Source organism: Streptosporangium sp. DT93, from assembly GCF_049844535.1.
In the GTDB taxonomy this organism is placed as follows: domain Bacteria; phylum Actinomycetota; class Actinomycetes; order Streptosporangiales; family Streptosporangiaceae; genus Streptosporangium.
The window spans coordinates 395,607-411,788 of the sequence record NZ_JBNCLF010000003.1; the positions used below are offsets into that span (position 1 = coordinate 395,607).

The 16,182-nt window shown below is 71.9% G+C and carries 14 protein-coding genes; 5 read left to right on the plus strand and 9 right to left on the minus strand.

All coding sequences use genetic code 11. The features are described 5' to 3' along the window. Positions 1–74 precede the first annotated feature (74 nt). A complete protein-coding gene (locus ACLQ2R_RS09635) occupies positions 75–806 on the plus strand; it encodes an SDR family NAD(P)-dependent oxidoreductase (RefSeq protein WP_425959014.1) in 732 nt (243 codons plus the stop codon). 5 nt (positions 807–811) lie between these two features. Further along, positions 812–1,129 (plus strand): DMT family transporter, encoded by a 318-nt coding sequence (locus ACLQ2R_RS09640; protein ID WP_386242639.1) that lies wholly within the window; start codon positions 812–814, stop codon positions 1,127–1,129. Between the two features lie 200 nt (positions 1,130–1,329). Here ACLQ2R_RS09640 and ACLQ2R_RS09645 read toward each other — a convergent pair whose 3' ends face one another. Then, on the minus strand, positions 1,330–1,710 hold the full coding sequence (locus tag ACLQ2R_RS09645) for a hypothetical protein (RefSeq protein WP_425959015.1): 381 nt from the start codon (positions 1,708–1,710) through the stop codon (positions 1,330–1,332). Between the two features lie 560 nt (positions 1,711–2,270). On the opposite strand from ACLQ2R_RS09645, the gene ACLQ2R_RS09650 reads away from it, so the two are divergent. Genes ACLQ2R_RS09650 through ACLQ2R_RS09660 form a run of 3 tightly spaced genes read left to right on the plus strand, consistent with a single transcriptional unit; the run spans position 2,271 to position 4,756 of the window. Continuing rightward, entirely contained in the window at positions 2,271–3,230 is a 960-nt protein-coding gene (locus ACLQ2R_RS09650; RefSeq protein WP_425959016.1) for a methionine ABC transporter ATP-binding protein, read from the plus strand. Beyond that, entirely contained in the window at positions 3,227–3,883 is a 657-nt protein-coding gene (locus ACLQ2R_RS09655; protein WP_425959017.1) for a methionine ABC transporter permease, read from the plus strand. Before ACLQ2R_RS09650 ends, ACLQ2R_RS09655 begins: the two co-directional genes overlap by 4 nt. A gap of 12 nt (positions 3,884–3,895) precedes the next feature. Beyond that, entirely contained in the window at positions 3,896–4,756 is an 861-nt protein-coding gene (locus ACLQ2R_RS09660) for a MetQ/NlpA family ABC transporter substrate-binding protein (RefSeq protein WP_425959018.1), read from the plus strand. Positions 4,757–4,815: 59 nt separating this feature from the next. Here the strand turns inward: ACLQ2R_RS09660 and gatB are convergent, their stop codons facing one another. From gatB to ACLQ2R_RS09700, 8 genes are all read right to left on the minus strand, one after another. After that, entirely contained in the window at positions 4,816–6,321 is a 1,506-nt protein-coding gene (gatB, locus tag ACLQ2R_RS09665; RefSeq protein ID WP_425959019.1) for an Asp-tRNA(Asn)/Glu-tRNA(Gln) amidotransferase subunit GatB, read from the minus strand. Positions 6,322–6,588: 267 nt separating this feature from the next. After that, positions 6,589–7,155, minus strand: coding sequence for a hypothetical protein (locus ACLQ2R_RS09670; RefSeq protein WP_425959020.1), 567 nt, complete (start codon positions 7,153–7,155; stop codon positions 6,589–6,591). Beyond that, a complete protein-coding gene (locus tag ACLQ2R_RS09675; protein WP_425959021.1) occupies positions 7,152–8,240 on the minus strand; it encodes an AAA family ATPase in 1,089 nt (362 codons plus the stop codon). The genes ACLQ2R_RS09670 and ACLQ2R_RS09675 overlap by 4 nt, the downstream gene beginning before the upstream one ends. Before the next feature lie 144 nt (positions 8,241–8,384). Further along, positions 8,385–9,884: an Asp-tRNA(Asn)/Glu-tRNA(Gln) amidotransferase subunit GatA gene (gene gatA, locus ACLQ2R_RS09680; protein WP_425959022.1), complete on the minus strand. Its 1,500-nt coding sequence runs from the start codon at positions 9,882–9,884 to the stop codon at positions 8,385–8,387. Next, the gene (gene gatC / locus ACLQ2R_RS09685; RefSeq protein ID WP_362799866.1) at positions 9,881–10,180 is read right to left on the minus strand and encodes an Asp-tRNA(Asn)/Glu-tRNA(Gln) amidotransferase subunit GatC; all 300 of its coding nucleotides are present in this window, start codon (positions 10,178–10,180) and stop codon (positions 9,881–9,883) included. The genes gatA and gatC overlap by 4 nt, the downstream gene beginning before the upstream one ends. 171 nt (positions 10,181–10,351) lie before the next feature. Beyond that, positions 10,352–12,433, minus strand: coding sequence for a putative bifunctional diguanylate cyclase/phosphodiesterase (locus ACLQ2R_RS09690; protein ID WP_425959023.1), 2,082 nt, complete (start codon positions 12,431–12,433; stop codon positions 10,352–10,354). 203 nt (positions 12,434–12,636) lie between these two features. Then, positions 12,637–14,898, minus strand: coding sequence for an NAD-dependent DNA ligase LigA (gene ligA / locus ACLQ2R_RS09695; RefSeq protein ID WP_425959024.1), 2,262 nt, complete (start codon positions 14,896–14,898; stop codon positions 12,637–12,639). A 178-nt stretch (positions 14,899–15,076) separates the two neighbouring features. Further along, positions 15,077–16,081 (minus strand): methionine synthase, encoded by a 1,005-nt coding sequence (locus ACLQ2R_RS09700; RefSeq protein WP_425959025.1) that lies wholly within the window; start codon positions 16,079–16,081, stop codon positions 15,077–15,079. Positions 16,082–16,182: the final 101 nt, after the last annotated feature.

Below are 16,182 nucleotides of genomic sequence, written 5' to 3' on the forward strand. Positions count from 1 at the left end.
CATCGCGGAGGGTTGCAAGCGGAACAGGTTCCGTTTATCGTCAAACGGAATTGATTCCGGATAAGGAGAAGGCCATGACAGGCAGGGTCGCGCTCGTCACCGGAGGCAGCCGCGGGATCGGCGCCGCCGTCGCCGTACGGCTGGCCTCCGAGGGCACCGACGTCGTGATCACGTACGCGCGCTCGGCCGACCGGGCCGCGGCGGTCGTCAAGGAGATCGAGGCCGCCGGTGCCCGCGGCCTGGCCGTGGCGGCGGAGGCCGCCGACGCCGGCGCCCTGGTCGCGGCGGTCGAGCGCACGGTCACCGAGTTCGGGCGGATCGACGTCCTGGTCAGCAGCGCGGGCATCGCCCCGTACGGGCCTTTCGAGGAGGTCACGCCGGACGAGATCGACACCATCCTGGCGGTCCATCCCCGCGCCGCGTTCGTCCTGGCCCAGGCCGCCTCCCGGCACATGACGGAGGGGGGCCGGATCATCTGCGTCGGCAGCAGCCTCGCCGAGCGCGTGCCGTACCCGGGCTGGACCCTGTACGCGATGAGCAAGTCCGCGCTGGTCGGCCTGACCAAGGGCCTCGCCAGGGATCTGGGACCTCGCGGCATCACCGCCAACCTCGTCCATCCCGGCTCGACCGACACGGAGATGAACCCGGCCGACGGCCCGGACGCGGACGAGGAACGGCGTCTGTCCGCGCTGGGCCGCTACTGCGACCCCGAGGACATCGCCGCCACCGTCTCCCACCTGGCGGGCCCGGGCGGCAGGAACATCACCGGTGCCGTCATCCTGGTCGACGCTGGCACCACGGCCTGATCGCCATGGCCTGGATCCTGCTCGTCCTCGCGGCCATGCTGGAGATCGTCTGGGCCACCGCGCTCGAACGCTCGGACGGGTTCACGCGCCTCTGGCCGGCGGTCATCGGGGTGGCGACGGCGGCCCTGAGCCTCGTCATCCTCACCTTCGTCCTCAGAAGCCTGCCGATGGGCACCGCGTACGCCGTCTGGGTCGGGCTCGGCGCGCTCGGGGTCGCGGTCGCGGGCATCGTGGCCCTGGGCGAGAGCGCGGCGCCCGCGCGGCTGCTCTGCCTGGCACTCATCCTCGTCGGCGTCATCGGCCTCAGGATCCTGGACGGGTGACGCCCGTACGGCGGACCCGCCCCCGTCCCGGGGCGCTCCCGGTCACGGGGGAGGCCGTCCTGGCGTCGCCGATCCGGCCGCACGCGAAGACCTACGGGAATCGGCGGGCACGGGAGGAGGTCGTGGGGGGAACGCGAGGACGTGACGGCCGCCCGGCTGTGGGGAGCCGGGCGGCCGGGTCCGTCACCGGCGCGCCGGTCTCACTCCGCCAGGGTGTCGACGGCCGGGCCGTCGTAAAGGCGCTCGTGCTCCGTCGCCAGGTAGCTGCACGAGACGTATCCGGCGGTCCCCGAGGGCAATCCGGAAGCCGACGTTCTGCCCAGCCGGAAATAGCACCAGCCGTTCGTCGAGCCGTACCTGGTCTGCCCGGAATCGCCGTAGTAGAGATAACCGATGACCTTCGAGCCGCCCGGGGACGACCTGAAGCGCACCCCGTCGGCGATGATCACGGCGTCCACCCCCGCCGCCGCGGACGCGACGGAAGCGCCGGTCACGGCGGCCGCGGAGGCGGGGACCGCCGCGACGGCCACTCCCGCGACCGCCATCAGGGTCGCGGCCGTGGAGGCCAGAAATCTTCTCATGTGCATTCTTCCGATCGTGAGGTCAGGTCATACCGGAGCGAATGGCGAAAGTGCCGTGACAACTGTGCAAGTTATCGTGAATCACGTCAATAGCTGATGAATTTCAGAAGCAGGGATTACCGCATGAAAAGTTTCGGGTAAGCACGCGCTTTTCTCTCGCGGCCGCCGGACCCGCGAAAAGAAGGGGCCCGGGACACCGGCCGGCGGTCTCCCGGACAGCACCTTGACGGGCCCCTCTCGGGGACGACCACTTTCCCCGGGCACCCCCGCGGACGGCTCTCCGGCGGCTTCTCGAACAGCCCCTCGGCCGGTTCCCCGGTCGTCCTCCCTGGCGCTCTTCGGACAAGCCCCTCGGACAACTTCTCGAACGACTTCCCGGGCGCTTTCCCGGGCGGCCGGGCACGAGCAGGGACGTCGTCCCCGATTCCGGCCGCCGGTGTCATCGCCCGCAATCGTCACCTTCGCGCAGGAGACCGATGTCACAGCCGAGGGGTGATGTTTTGTCCGTGTTGGGTTAACGTCGATTAGATTCGTATCCTTACTTCAGGTATAACCTACCTGTGATACATGTTTCGGCACTTCGCAAGGTGTACGGCACCGGCGTCGTGGCACTCGACGGGGTCGACCTCGACGTACGCGAGGGCGAGATCTTCGGCGTACTCGGGCAGAGCGGGGCCGGCAAGAGCACCCTGCTGCGCTGCGTCAACCTGCTGGAGCGGCCCACCGGCGGCACCGTGACCGTCGACGGGCAGGACCTGACCGTCCTGGGGGACACCGAGCTTCGCGAGGCCCGGCAGCGGATCGGGATGATCCACCAGCATTTCGCGCTGCTGTCCTCCCGTACGGTCGCCGCGAACGTGGCCTTCCCGCTGGAGGTGGGGAAGGTGCCGCGCGCCGAGCGCCGGACCCGGGTGGCCGAACTGCTCGACCTCGTCGGCCTGTCGGACAAGGCCGGGGCCTACCCCGCGCAGCTCTCCGGCGGGCAGAAGCAGCGGGTCGGCATCGCCCGCGCGCTCGCGGCCCGGCCGAAGGTGCTGCTGTCGGACGAGGCCACCAGCGCGCTCGACCCCGGGACCACGCAGTCGATCCTCGCCCTGCTCCGGCGCCTCAACGCCGAGCTGGGGCTGACGATCATGCTGATCACGCACGAGATGCAGGTGATCAAGAGCGTGTGCGACTCGGCGGCCACCATGCGGGACGGGAAGGTGCTGGAGTCGGGACGCGTCCACGACCTCATCGCCCGGCCCGGTTCCCTGCTGACCAGGGAGATCTTCCCGCTGCCCGAGCCCGCGCCGTCCGGCAGCGTCACCCTGACCTTCGCCGCCGGGCAGGCCGGGGAGCCGGTGGTGTCCAGCCTGGTGCGGAAGTTCGACGTGGACGTCAACATCCTCGGCGGCTCGCTGGAGGAACTGCGCGGCGTGTCGGTGGGCCGGCTGCGGATCGGGCTCGACGGCAGGGAGATCGCCGCCGCGCTCGCCTACCTGCGCGAGCGCGGCGTACTGGTGGAGGAGAACCCATGACGTTCGAGGAGCTGCTGCCGATCCTGGGGCAGGCCACCCTGGAGACCGGGCAGATGGTGTTCTGGTCGACGCTGCTGACGGCGGTGCTCGGCCTGCCGATCGGCGTGCTGCTGGTCACCACCGACCGCGGCGGCCTGACCCCGATGCCCGCGGTGAAGGCCGTGCTCGGGGCGATCGTGAACGTGGGGCGGTCGCTGCCGTTCATCGTGCTGATGGTGGCGATCCTGCCGTTCACCCGGCTGATCACCGGCACCACCATCGGCACCGTGGCCGCCATCGTCCCGCTGACGCTCGGGGCCGTCCCGTTCTACGCCCGGCTGGTGGAGACCGCGCTGCGCGGCGTCGGCCGCGAGGTCGTGGAGGCCGCGCAGGCGATGGGGTCGCGGCGGATCACCGTGGTCACGAAGGTCCTGCTGCCCGAGACCCTGCCGGAGCTGGTCGCCGGGCTGACCGTCACCGTCGTGGCGCTGATCAGCTACTCCGCGATGGCGGGCGCGATCGGCGGCGGCGGCCTCGGTGACCTCGCCATCCGGTACGGCTACCAGCGCTTCGACACCGGCGTCATGGTCGTCACCGTCGTGCTGCTGATCGTGCTCGTCCAGTTCATCCAGATCCTCGGCGACGCCGTCGCCCGCAGGCTCTCACACAGATAGGAGAACACGGGGATGCGCAGATTGATGGGGGTCACGGCCGCGGCCGTACTGGCCATGGTCCTGACGGCCTGCGGGGGCTCGGCCGACACCGCCGGTCCCGCGGCGGCGACGTCGGGGGGCGCGGGCGCCTCGGCGGCCATGGACGCTCCGCTGAAGGTCGGCGTGAGCCCGGTGCCGCACTCGGAGATCCTCAAGTACGTCAGCGACAACCTGGCCGCCAAGGCGGGGATCAAGCTGGAGATCGTGGAGTTCGCCGACTACGTGCAGCCGAACGTGCAGCTCCAGGAGAGCCAGCTCGACGCGAACTACTTCCAGCACCGGCCGTACCTGGCGGACTTCCTGAAGTCCAAGGGCGGCGGGGAGCTGACCTACGTCCAGGACGTTCACCTGGAGCCGCTGGGACTGTACTCCAAGAAGATCAAGGCCGTGACCGAGCTGGCGAACGACGCCACGGTCGCGCTGCCCAACGACGCCACCAACCTGGGCCGCTCGCTCAAGCTGCTGGAGGACAACGGCGTGATCACCCTCAAGGAGGGCGTCGGGACGGCCGCCACCGAGCGCGACGTCGCGAACAACCCCAAGAACCTCCAGTTCAAGCCCCTGGAGGCGGCCCAGCTCCCGCGTTCCCTGGAGGACGTGGACGCCGCGGTGATCAACGGCAACTACGCCCTGGAGGCCGGTCTCAAGCCCGCAGGCGACTCGCTGGTGCTGGAGAAGGCGGAGGGCAACCCGTACGCCAACGGGCTGGTCGTCCGCCCGGGCCAGGAGAACGACCCCCGCGTGAAGAAGCTGGCCGAGCTCCTCGCCGGGCCCGAGGTGAAGCAGTTCATCGAGACCACGTACCAGGGTTCGGTGATCTCCTCCACGGGCTGACGTACGAACCCGCGGGGCCCCCGGAAGGGGACCCCGCGCCGTTCACGTGGCGGGGCTGGTCAGCCGGAGACGCCGAGGCGCTCCAGGATGAGCTCCCGGGCCCGGCCCGCGTCGGCCTTGCCGCGGCTGGCCTTCATGACGCCGCCCACCAGGGCGCCGGCGGCGGCGACCTTGCCGGCCCGCACCTTCTCGGCCGCGTCGGCGTTCTCGGCCAGCACCCGGTCGATGATCTCCATCAGCTCGCCCTCGTCGTTGACGATCTGCAGGCCGCGGGCGGCCACCACCTCGTCCGGGGAGCCCTCGCCGTTCACCACGCCCTCCAGCACCTGGCGGGCCAGCTTGTCGTTCAGCGCCCCCCCGGCGACCATCGCGCACACCCGGGCGATCTGGTCGGGGGTGATCGGCAGCGCGCTCAGCGCGACCCCGGACTCGTTGGCGCGGCGGGCCAGCTCGCCCATCCACCACTTGCGGGCGTCCGCGGGCGGGGCGCCCGCGGCGACCGTCGCCTCCACCAGCGCGATGGCGTCGGCGTTGTGCATGGCCGCCATGTCCAGGTCGGACACGCCCCACTCCTGCTGGAGCCGCCTGCGCCGCACGCTCGGCAGCTCGGGCAGGGACGCCTTGAGCGTGGCGACCCACGCCGTGTCGGGGGCGATCGGCACCAGGTCGGGCTCGGGGAAGTAGCGGTAGTCCTGCGCCTCCTCCTTGGACCGTCCCGAGGTGGTGGTGCCGGTGTTCTCGTGGAAGTGGCGGGTCTCCTGGATGATCCGGCCGCCACCGGCCAGGATCGCGGCCTGGCGCTCGATCTCGCCCCGGACCGAACGCTCGACGCTGCGCAGCGAGTTGACGTTCTTGGTCTCGGTACGCGTCCCCCACTCCGAGGAGCCGCGCGGCATGAGCGAGACGTTCACGTCGAACCGCATGGAGCCCTCCTCCATGCGCACGTCCGAGACGCCGAGGCCGCGCACCAGCTCGCGCAGCTCGGTGCCGTAGGCGCGGGCGATCTCCGGGGCCATCCGGTCGGTCCCCGGAATCGGCTTGGTGACGATCTCCACCAGCGGGATGCCCGCGCGGTTGTAGTCGACGATCGAGTAGTCCGCGCCGTGGATGCGGCCGGTCGCGCCGCCCACGTGGGTGGACTTGCCGGTGTCCTCCTCCAGGTGGACGCGCTCGATCTCGACCCTGACGGTCCTGCCGTCGACCTCGACGTCGAGGTAGCCGTCGAAGCAGAGCGGCTCGTCGTACTGGCTGATCTGGTAGTTCTTCGGCATGTCCGGGTAGAAGTAGTTCTTCCGGGCGAAGCGGCACCACTCGGCGATGGAGCAGTTGAGCGCCAGTCCGATGCGGATCGTCGACTCGATCGCGGCGGCGTTGGCCGTCGGCAGCGAGCCGGGCAGCGCCAGGCAGACCGGGCAGACGTGCGTGTTCGGCGGGGCGCCGAACGTGGTCGAGCAGCCGCAGAACATCTTCGACGCCGTGCCCAGCTCGACGTGCGTCTCCAGGCCCAGCACCGGCTCGAAGCGCTCCAGCGCCTCGTCGTACGGCATCAACGTCTCGGTGCTCATCGGTCGTTCACCCTTCCTCTTCCTCTTCCGCTTCCGCTCCGCGGAGCGATCGTCCCTCGCGCGCCGGTGCGCCCGGTGCGCCGGGATCCGCCCGCGCCCACCGTGCCTGTCTGTTCTGTCGTGAAACGCGCGTCGTGAGAACGCGCCGTGACGACACGCGCCCTGAGCGTCGTGACGACACGCGCCCTGAGCGTCGTGACGACACGCGCCCCGGGGACACGCGTCGTGGAGACGTGCGTCATGGACACCCGCGTCCTGGTTCCTGCGTCATAGATAACCGAGTCCCTTCAGCGCGTTCCTCGTCTCGGCCACCCAGTTCGCGTACGCGGGCACCTGGGCCAGGACGGCGAGATCGATGTTGCGTCCTATGTATTCGAAGTAGTCGCGGACCGGCTTGCCGCGCCGGGGGACGGTCGCGGCCAGCACCCCGGCGGGGTCGGCGATCCTGTCGACCTCGCGGGGCCGGGACGGCAGGAGGCTGAGGTCGCTGCCCTCCAGCCCCGCCCACACGGCCCGGTCGGCCAGCAGCCAGCCCTCGGTCTCGCCCAGCCCGATCACCGGCACCAGGTATTTCGAGTGGTAGCGCACGCTGTCGCGCCTGCGGCGTTCCCGCTGCTCGTCGTGCGTGAACAGCAGGTGACAGTCGGCCGCGAGCTCCTCCAGCGCCGCGACCAGGCGCTCCCGGTCGCAGGAGACGACCTCGGTGGCCTCGACGTCGACGGCGTGCGGCGACATCCAGGTGAGCTCGCGCAGCTGCCGGGAGATCACGATACCGAGGAAGCCCTCGTCGGCCTCCCCCTCGGCGACGAGTCCCGGGACCAGCGGGCGGCTCACGCCGCCGCGCCCAGGTACTTGCGGACCTGCCGGGGCGAGACGAACGTGCCCGGCTCGCCGTCCGGCTGGATCGGCTTGGCCACCGTCACCCGCGACACCCGGTCGTTGTCGGGATCGACGCGGACCGCGGTGTCGAGGAACGTCAGCGCCTCGGGCTCGGTCCGGTAGACCTCGGCGACGACCACCGGGGACTGGCTGGTGAGGATCACCTGCCGCAGCGGCTCAGGGCCCCCGGGCACGGTGATCCGCCGCCGTACCCGGCGCAGCAGCTCGCCCAGGCGGACGGGGTGCACCCCGCTCTCGATCTCCTCCACCAGCAGCGTGCCCGGGTGACCGGGGTCGTGCAGGGCCGTCAGCAGGCCGAGGACCCGCAGCGTGCCGTCGGACAGCAGCGCCGCCGGAACCGTCCCCTGCCCGTCGACGACCAGCTCGAAGGAGCACTCGTCCCGCTCGGCGCGCGGCACCAGGTCGCCGACGTCGGGGACCACCCCGGCCAGGTCCGCCGTGAGGTCGGCCATCGCCCCGGTGCCCGCCATCCGGCCCAGCACCGCGGCCAGGTTCGCGCCGTCGGCCGCGAGCGGCCCGGTGTCACCGGCCGGGCAGCGCCGGCGCATCGCCGCGGGCGAGGGCGCGTAGCGGCGCCAGGACCGGACCGTACGGCGGGGCGTGCCCTGCGGATCCGGGTCGGCGATCATGAGTTCCAGCAGCTCCGGGGGGATCTGCTGCGCCACGTGGCTGACGACGGCCCCGCTGGATCGGGGGATCTTCAGCACCATCTCCGCTCCCGCGTCGAACCTGATCGGCACGACCGTCCTCGGCTCGGGGGCGACCATCGCCTCCACCGCGACCACGAAGTCGGGCACGGCCGAGCCCTGGGCGACCCGGTGGAACTGCTCCCCCGGCAACCCCCGGGTCGCGCCGAACAGCCCGCCGGAGCCCTCGATCTCGGCGGCCACGAACCCGACCGCGTCGAAGAGGTTCGACTTGCCGCTCGCGTTCGGGCCGACCAGCGCGAGAAAGGGCGGCACATCGAGATCGAAGTTCAAGAAGGACTTGAACCCGTCGATCTCGATCCGAGTGATCATGCCGCCGTTCTCCCTGTCACCTGTCGCCCTGCCGCCCGTTCGCCCTCTCGAAGTCCCGGTGTGCCGGTGTCCCGATGCCGGGACGTCCCGGTGTCCCGGTGTTCCGAGGCCCGGGCCCTGAAGATCCCGACGTACCGGAAGGCCCTACAGCTCCGGCGCCCGGGACAGCAGGTCGCCGCCCCAGCGTCCGCGCAGGGCCCGCTCGACCGCGGCGCCGACCCGGTAGCAGCGGTCGTCGCCGAGCACCGGGGCCATGATCTGCAGGCCGACCGGCAGGCCGTCCTCGTCGGCCAGGCCGCACGGCACCGAGATGGCCGCGTTGCCCGCCAGGTTCGACGGGATCGTGCACAGGTCGGCCAGGTACATGGCCATCGGGTCGTCGGCGCGCTCGCCGATCGGGAACGCCGTGGTCGGGGTCGTCGGCGAGATGAGCACGTCCACCTGCTGGAAGGCCGCCTCGAAGTCGCGCGCGATGAGCGTGCGGACCTTCTGCGCCTGGCCGTAGTAGGCGTCGTAGTACCCGCTGGAGAGCGCGTACGTGCCCAGGATGATCCGGCGCTTGACCTCGGGGCCGAAGCCCTGGGCCCGGGTCAGGGCCATGACCTCCTCGGCGCTGCGCGTCCCGTCGTCGCCGACGCGCAGGCCGTAGCGCATGGCGTCGAAGCGCGCCAGGTTGGACGAGCACTCCGAGGGCGCGATGAGGTAGTACGCCGGCAGCGCGGTGGTGAACGACGGGCAGGAGACCTCGACGACCTTGGCGCCCAGCGACTCCAGCAGCTCCACGGTCTCGTGGAAGCGGGCCAGCACGCCCGGCTGGTAGCCCTCGGCGCTCTCGCCGCCGAACTCCCTGACCACGCCGACGCGCAGGCCCGCCACGTCGCCGTTGCGGGCCGCCTCGACCACCGAGGGCACCGGGGCGTCGACGGAGGTGGAGTCCATGACGTCGTGGCCGGAGAACGCCTCGTGCAGCAGGGCCGCGTCCAGCACGTTGCGGGCGAAGGGGCCGGGGGTGTCCAGCGAGCTGGCGAAGGCGATCAGCCCGTAGCGGGACGAGCCGCCGTAGGTCGGCTTCATGCCCACGATGCCGGTGACCGCGGCGGGCTGGCGGATCGAGCCGCCGGTGTCGGTGCCGGTGGACAGCGGGGCCTCGTACGCGGCGACCGCGGCCGAGGAGCCGCCCGAGGAGCCGCCGGGGATGCGGGAGAGGTCCCACGGGTTGTGGGTGGGCCCGTAGGCGGAGTTCTCGGTGGAGGAGCCCATCGCGAACTCGTCCAGGTTGGTCTTGCCGAGGATCACCAGGCCGGCCTCGCGCAGGCGCCGGGTGATGGTCGCGTCGTACGGCGGGCGCCAGCCCTCCAGGATCCTCGATCCGGCCGTGGTCGGCATGTCGGAGGTGGTGAAGACGTCCTTGTGCGCGATCGGCACGCCGGCCAGCGGGCCGAGCTCCTCACCGGCCGCGCGGCGGGCGTCGACGGCCCGCGCCTGCTCCAGGGTGGTCTCGGCGTCGACGTGCAGGAAGGCGTTGACCTTCGGCTCGACCTCGGCCATCCGGTCGAGGTGGGCCTGGGCGACCTCGACGGCGGAGACCTCGCCGCTCGCGATCATCGCGCCGAGATCGGCGGCGGTCGTGCGGATGAGACTCATGCTTCCTCCCCGAGGATGCGCGGCACACGGAAGCGGCCGTCCTCGACCGCGGGGGCGCCCGCGAGCGCCGCCTCGGGGGTCAGGCCGGGCCGGACCTCGTCGGGACGGAAGACGTTGGTGAGCGGGAGCGCGTGCGAGGACGGCGGGATGTCGTCGGCCGCCACCTCGGCGACGCGGGCGACCGCACCGATGATCACATCGAGCTGGGCGGCGAAGTGGTCGAGCTCCTCGTCGGCCAGCGCCAGCCGGGAGAGCCGGGCGAGGTGAGCGACCTCGTCGCGGGTTATGGCGGACATGAGTCGTTGAACCCGTTTCGTGAAATGTCAATTGGACACTGTCATCCTATGGCTCGCGACCTGAGGCTCCCGACTCATTGACCCGTCGGTGGCAACATCACGATCTCCTCACGCGTCCCCGCGCGGCCCTCACGGGGCCGTTCCGGTGCCGGTGAGGCCGCGGGCCGTCCCTCAGGCCCGCTGCGCGTCGAGGACGCTCCTGCGGCGCAGCAGGCTGAGATCGTGCGTGCTGAGCGCGCGGTGCTCGCGCAGCCACACGGTCGCGTCGGCGGCCGACATGGGCTCGGCGAACAGCCAGCCCTGGCCGAGGTCGCAGCCCATGGCCTTCAGCCGCCTGGCCACCTCGTCCGACTCGACGCCCTCGGCGACCGAGCGCAGCCCCAGGGAGCGGACCAGGTCGACGATGGAGCGGACGATCCGCTCGTCGTCCTTGGACTCGGCGATGCGGCGGACGAACGAGGAGTCGATCTTGACTTCGGCGACCGGCAGGCGCTGCAGGCGCACCAGCGAGGAGTAGCCGGTGCCGAAGTCGTCCAGCGCCAGCGGCACCCCCAGCGAGGCCAGGGCACTGACCGCCTCGGCGGTGTAGGCCTGGTCGGTCATCAGGATGCGCTCGGTGACCTCCAGCTGGATCGCCTTGGGCGGCAGCCGGTAGCGCGCCAGCCCCGCCCCGAGCTGGTCGGACAGGGCCGAGTCGAGCAGGTCGCGGGCCGAGACGTTGACCGAGATCTGCTCGTGCAGCCCGGTGTGCCACCAGTGCGCGGCCTGCTCGAGCGCCGCGTCGATGACGTACCCGGTGAGGTGACGCATCAGGTACGACTGCTCGGCCATCGGCACGAACTCGTCCGGGGGGATCATGCCCCGCTCGGGATGGCGCCACCGCACCAGCGCCTCCACCCCCCGCACCTGCCCGCCGGCCAGGTCGAGCTTGGGCTGGTAGTGCAGCCGCAGCTCGGAGCGGTCGATGGCCCTGCGCAGGTCACCGAGGAGCGTGAGCCGCTCGGGGCTGTTGCGGTCCTTGTCGGCGGCGTAGATCTCGACCCCGGTCCTGCCCTCCTTGGCCAGGTACATCGCCACGTCCGAGCGTTGCAGCAGCATCTCGAAGTCCGGGGCGTGGTCGGGGTAGATGGCGATGCCGAACGAGGCGTCCAGGTCGAAGCTCATGCCCTCCAGCCGGACCGGCTCGGTGATCGCCACCCGCAGGCGGGCCGCCACCTCCCTGGCCGCCGCCGCGTCCCTGACCGAGGGCAGCAGCACGGCGAACTCGTCGCCGCCCAGCCGGGCCACCATGTCGCCGGGGCGGACGCTGTGGGTCAGCCGGTGCGCGACCGTCTGCAGGAGCCGGTCGCCGACCGGGTGCCCGAGCGTGTCGTTGATCTCCTTGAACCGGTCGAGGTCGAGCAGGAACAGGCCGACCCGTTCGCCGTCCCGCGCCTCGGCCAGCGCCTCCTCGGTGCTGAGCACGAGCATCTTGCGGTTGGGCAGCCCGGTCAGCCCGTCGTGCATCGCCTGGTGGTCGCGGCGCACCGACATCATCGCCGTGAAGTAGACCGCCACCATGGGGGCCAGGAACAGCGGCACCAGGGCCGGCGAGTGGTTCATCACGACCACCACCAGCGGCGCCAGGCCGAGCATCCCGGCGTACACCAGGCTCTGGTGGCCGATGGTCGTCCTGATCACGCGGGTGATCGACCGGCGCTCGTGCAGGGCCACCGCGCCGGAGACGAGCAGTGCCCGCACGGTGAAGTAGCCGAGCCCGGCCAGCCCGATCATCAGCAGGTCCGAGCCGTCGGGCAGCCCCGAGCCGCCGAAGACGGGCAGATCGCCGAAGAGCCCGAGCACCAGCTCGGCCGCGCCGCAGGCCAACGTCACCTGAGCGATGTTGAACATGACCCGGTGGCACGCCTTGCGGGTCACCACCCCGTTGACCACGATGGCCACCGCTTGGAGCAGCGCGGCGACCGGAAGGCCGTACTGGAGGAGGGCGGCGAAGGTGAACATCGTCGACGGGTAGGTGCCGCCCACCGTCATCGACGACGACAGCACCACCGGGCGCAGTTCACCCAGCACGATCAGGACCGCGAGCATCCAGAACATCGGGCTGCGGACGAACACCGCCACCTCGGTCGCGTCCAGGCGCAGCTGGGACACGACGAGCACGGTGAACCCGATCGTGGTGACGACGGCCAGATAGCCCCACAGGGGCGTTCCCGGTCGCGGTCCGGTGTCGCGAGTGTCGGTTGGGTCGGCCATGAGTAACAAAACCCCCATTAGTTCACTATGGGAGAGTACGGCCTGCGGGCCACTTCGCGAAACCGATTGCGCACGTTCCGTTACGGAGAATTCACACGTTTTCACCGCCCGTCCCCGGGGCCCCGGCCGTCCCCCGGGCCCCAGGGGCGTCGTGACCACCCGTGACCCGCCTTCCCGCGTCGTGGATGCCGCCCCGCGCTCCTCTAGTCCTCGGGCGTCGGGGCCGTCTCGGACCCCCCGGGCTTCGGGGTCGTCTCGGACTCCTCAGACCTCAGGGGCGCCTCGGGCCCCTCGGGCGTCAGGGCCGTCGCGGCCGCCGCCTCGGGTCCCTCGGCCAGGAGCACCGCGAGGCCGTCCTCGTCCAGGACGGGCACGCCGAGCTTGGTCGCCTTGTCGAGCTTGGAGCCGGCGTTCTCCCCGGCCACCACGAAGGAGGTCTTCTTCGACACCGAGGACGCGACCTTGCCCCCGCGCGAGGCCAGGGCCGCGCCGGCCTCGTCGCGGGTGAAGGCGGCGAGCGTGCCGGTCACCACGAAGGTGAGCCCGGCCAGGGTCTGCGGGAGCTGCTCGGCCGGCGGGTCGTCGACCATCCGGACCCCGGCCGCCGCCCAGCGGTCGATGATCTCCCGGTGCCAGTCGACCTCGAACCAGTCGCGGATCGCCGCGGCCACCCGGGGGCCGACGCCCTCGACGGCGGCGAGCTCCTCCTCGGTGGCCTCCGCGATCGCCGGGATGGAGCGGAACTCCGCGGCGATCGCCTGGGCCGTCGGGGGGCCGACGTGCCGGATGGAGAGCGCCACGAGCACCCGCCAGACCGGCCGGTCCCTGGCCTTCTCCAGCTCCTGGAGCATCTTCTCGGCGTTCTTGCTGGGCTCGCCGCTCTGGTTGGCGAAGAAGGTGACGACCTTCTGCTCGCCGGTCTCCGGATCGGTCTTCGGCAGGCCGTTGTCGGGGTCGCGGACCACCGACCTGATCGGCAGGAGCTGCTCGATCGTCAGGTCGAACAGGTCGGCCTCGGTGCGGACCGGCGGCGGCTGCGGCGGCAGCGGCTGGGTCAGCGCGGTGGCCGCGACGTAGCCCAGCCCCTCGATGTCGAGGGCCTTGCGCCCGGCGGCGAAGAAGATGCGCTCGCGCAGCTGGGCCGGGCACGCCCTGGTGTTGGGGCAGCGCAGGTCGGCGTCGCCCTCCTTCTCGTAGGCCAGGGCGGTGCCGCACTCGGGGCAGCGCTCCGGCATCGTGAACGCCCGCTCGGTGCCGTCGCGCAGGCCGGTCACCGGGCCGGTGATCTCGGGGATGACGTCGCCCGCCTTGCGCAGCACCACGGTGTCACCGATCAGCACCCCCTTGCGCGCGACCTCCGAGCCGTTGTGCAGGGTGGCCCGCTCGACCCTGGACCCGGCCACGACGATCGGCTCCATCACCCCGTACGGCGTGATCCGGCCGGTGCGGCCCACCCCGACCTGGATGTCGAGGAGCCTGGTGTTGACCTCCTCCGGAGGGTACTTGTACGCGATCGCCCAGCGCGGGGCCCGGCTGGTGGACCCCAGGTTGCGCTGGAGCTCGACGCGGTCGACCTTGACCACGACCCCGTCGATCTCGTAGGCCGGGTCGTGCCGGTGCTCGCGGTAGAACTCGATGAACTCCTCGATGCCGCCGAGGTCGTCGACGACCCGGTAGAGGTCGCTGACCGGCAGGCCGAACCCCGCGAGGCGCCGGTAGATCTCCGACTGGGCAGGAGGCAGGGGCGTGCCCTTCCACACGCCGACCCCGTGAACGATCATGCGCAGCGGGCGCTGCGCGGTGACGCGCGGGTCCTTCTGCCGGAGCGAGCCGGCCGCGGCGTTGCGCGGGTTGGCGAACGGCGCCTTGCCGGCCTCGACCAGATGCTCGTTGAGCCCCGCGAACTCCGCGACCGGCATGTAGACCTCGCCCCTGACCTCCATCAGGTCGGGCACGTCGTCGCCGGTCAGGCGCTGCGGGATGTCGGCGAGGGTGCGGACGTTGGCCGTCACGTCGTCCCCGACCCTGCCGTCGCCCCTGGTCGCCCCCCTGACCAGGCGGCCCTCGCGGTAGACCAGCGCGATCGCCAGGCCGTCGATCTTCACCTCGCACAGGAACGGCGCGGGGTCGCGCTCGGCCAGCCGCTCGGCCCTGGCCCGCCAGGAGGCGAGATCCTCGGCGTTGAAGGCGTTGTCGAGGCTCTCCATCCGCTGCAGGTGATCGACAGGGGTGAAGTCGGTGGAGATCGGCGCGCCGACCTTCTGGGTGGGCGAGTCGGGCGTGCGCAGCGTGGGGTGCTCCTCCTCCAGGGCCCGCAGCTCGCGCATCCACAGGTCGTACCGGGCGTCGCTCACGGTGGGCGCGTCGAGCACGTGGTAGCGCCAGTTGGCCTCCTCGGCCAGCTCGGCCAGCTCCGCGTGCCGCTCCAGCGCCGTCACCGGCACACCCTCGACCTCAGCGCCCATCGCCGGACCCTCCCCTCGTCGTCACCCAGGGCAAACGTTATCGCCGGACACCGACAACCGGTTCCGGCGACCGGCCGCCGGAACCACGCCGCCGCGGCGCACCGCCGACGAACCACCGACGAACCACCGACGAACCACCGACGGCGGGACGCCCGTGACGCGACGACGGCGGTCCCGCTCACTCGCCCGGGTCGTCCCGCAGCACGCGGGCGGCCCGGCCGCAGGCGGCCAGGGCGGCCCTGGCGTAGGCGGGCGAGGCGCCGGCCAGGCCGCAGGAGGGGGTGAGCACGACCTGCGACGCCAGGGTGGAGGAGGGGAAGCCGAGACGGCGCCACAGGTCCTTCGCGGGCGCGGCCGTCGCTCCGGCGTCGGCGATCGGGGAGTCCACGCCCGGCACGACGCCGAGGAACAGGGCCGTGCCCGCCTCGACGGTCTCGCCGACCGCGTCCTCCTCGCGCCTGCTCAGCAGGCGGGCGTCGAGCGACACGCCCTGGGCGCCCGCCGCCCGCAGCACGCCGAAGGGGACGCGCGGGGCGCAGCAGTGCACCACCGTGAACACGTCCGGCGGGAACACCGCCCGCAGCCGGTCGGCGACGATCTGGCGGTCGACGGCCGACAGCCGCCCGAAGCCCGAGGCGGTCGGGACCGTGCCCATCAGCACGCCGGGCAGTCCCGGCTCGTCGAGCTGGAGCACGATCTCCGAGGCGCCGGGCACCCTGCGGCGTACCTCGGCGACGTGCGCGGCGAGCCCCTCGGCCAGGGACGCGACCAGGTCGCGCACCGCCCCGGGGTCGGCGAGCGTCTTGTCGCCGTACCGCAGCTCGATCGCGCCGGCCAGCGTCCACGGCCCGCACGCCTGGATCTTGAAGGGCCCCTCGTACCCCTGGACGACCTCCTCCAGTCCGTCGAGGTCGCGGAGCAGGTGGTCGCGGGCGCGCTTGGCGTCGCGTCCTGGCCGGTCGGCGAACCGCCAGCCCGACGGCTGCACCTCCACCGGCATCTCCAGCAGGAGCGACGCGGTGCGCCCGATCATGTCGGCGCCCACGCCGCGTGCGGGCAGCTCGGGCAGGTACGGCAGCGCGGGCGACTCGCCGAAGACGACCCTGACCGCCTCGGCGTGGTCCTCTCCCGGATGCGAACCGATGCCGGTCGCGGTCGCCTCACCCCATGGGTACTGGCTCACAACTGCTCCTGGTCTCGCGTCTGGACATGGGCGGGCTCCGCCGCGGCCTGCCCGGCTCACCCGCCCCCGCAGCCTATGGCCGCCGGATCACGTGCCCGGCC

Bases quoted from the DNA above. Each gene is read 5' to 3' on its own strand.
- ACLQ2R_RS09635 (WP_425959014.1), top strand. From the start codon at position 75: ATGACAGGCAGGGTCGCGCTCGTCACCGGAGGCAGCCGCGGGATCGGC.
- ACLQ2R_RS09640 (WP_386242639.1), top strand. From the start codon at position 812: ATGGCCTGGATCCTGCTCGTCCTCGCGGCCATGCTGGAGATCGTCTGG.
- ACLQ2R_RS09645 (WP_425959015.1), bottom strand. From the start codon at position 1,710: ATGAGAAGATTTCTGGCCTCCACGGCCGCGACCCTGATGGCGGTCGCG.
- ACLQ2R_RS09655 (WP_425959017.1), top strand. From the start codon at position 3,227: ATGACGTTCGAGGAGCTGCTGCCGATCCTGGGGCAGGCCACCCTGGAG.
- ACLQ2R_RS09660 (WP_425959018.1), top strand. From the start codon at position 3,896: ATGCGCAGATTGATGGGGGTCACGGCCGCGGCCGTACTGGCCATGGTC.
- gatB (WP_425959019.1), bottom strand. From the start codon at position 6,321: ATGAGCACCGAGACGTTGATGCCGTACGACGAGGCGCTGGAGCGCTTC.
- ACLQ2R_RS09675 (WP_425959021.1), bottom strand. From the start codon at position 8,240: ATGATCACTCGGATCGAGATCGACGGGTTCAAGTCCTTCTTGAACTTC.
- gatA (WP_425959022.1), bottom strand. From the start codon at position 9,884: ATGAGTCTCATCCGCACGACCGCCGCCGATCTCGGCGCGATGATCGCG.
- gatC (WP_362799866.1), bottom strand. From the start codon at position 10,180: ATGTCCGCCATAACCCGCGACGAGGTCGCTCACCTCGCCCGGCTCTCC.
- ACLQ2R_RS09690 (WP_425959023.1), bottom strand. From the start codon at position 12,433: ATGGCCGACCCAACCGACACTCGCGACACCGGACCGCGACCGGGAACG.
- ligA (WP_425959024.1), bottom strand. From the start codon at position 14,898: ATGGGCGCTGAGGTCGAGGGTGTGCCGGTGACGGCGCTGGAGCGGCAC.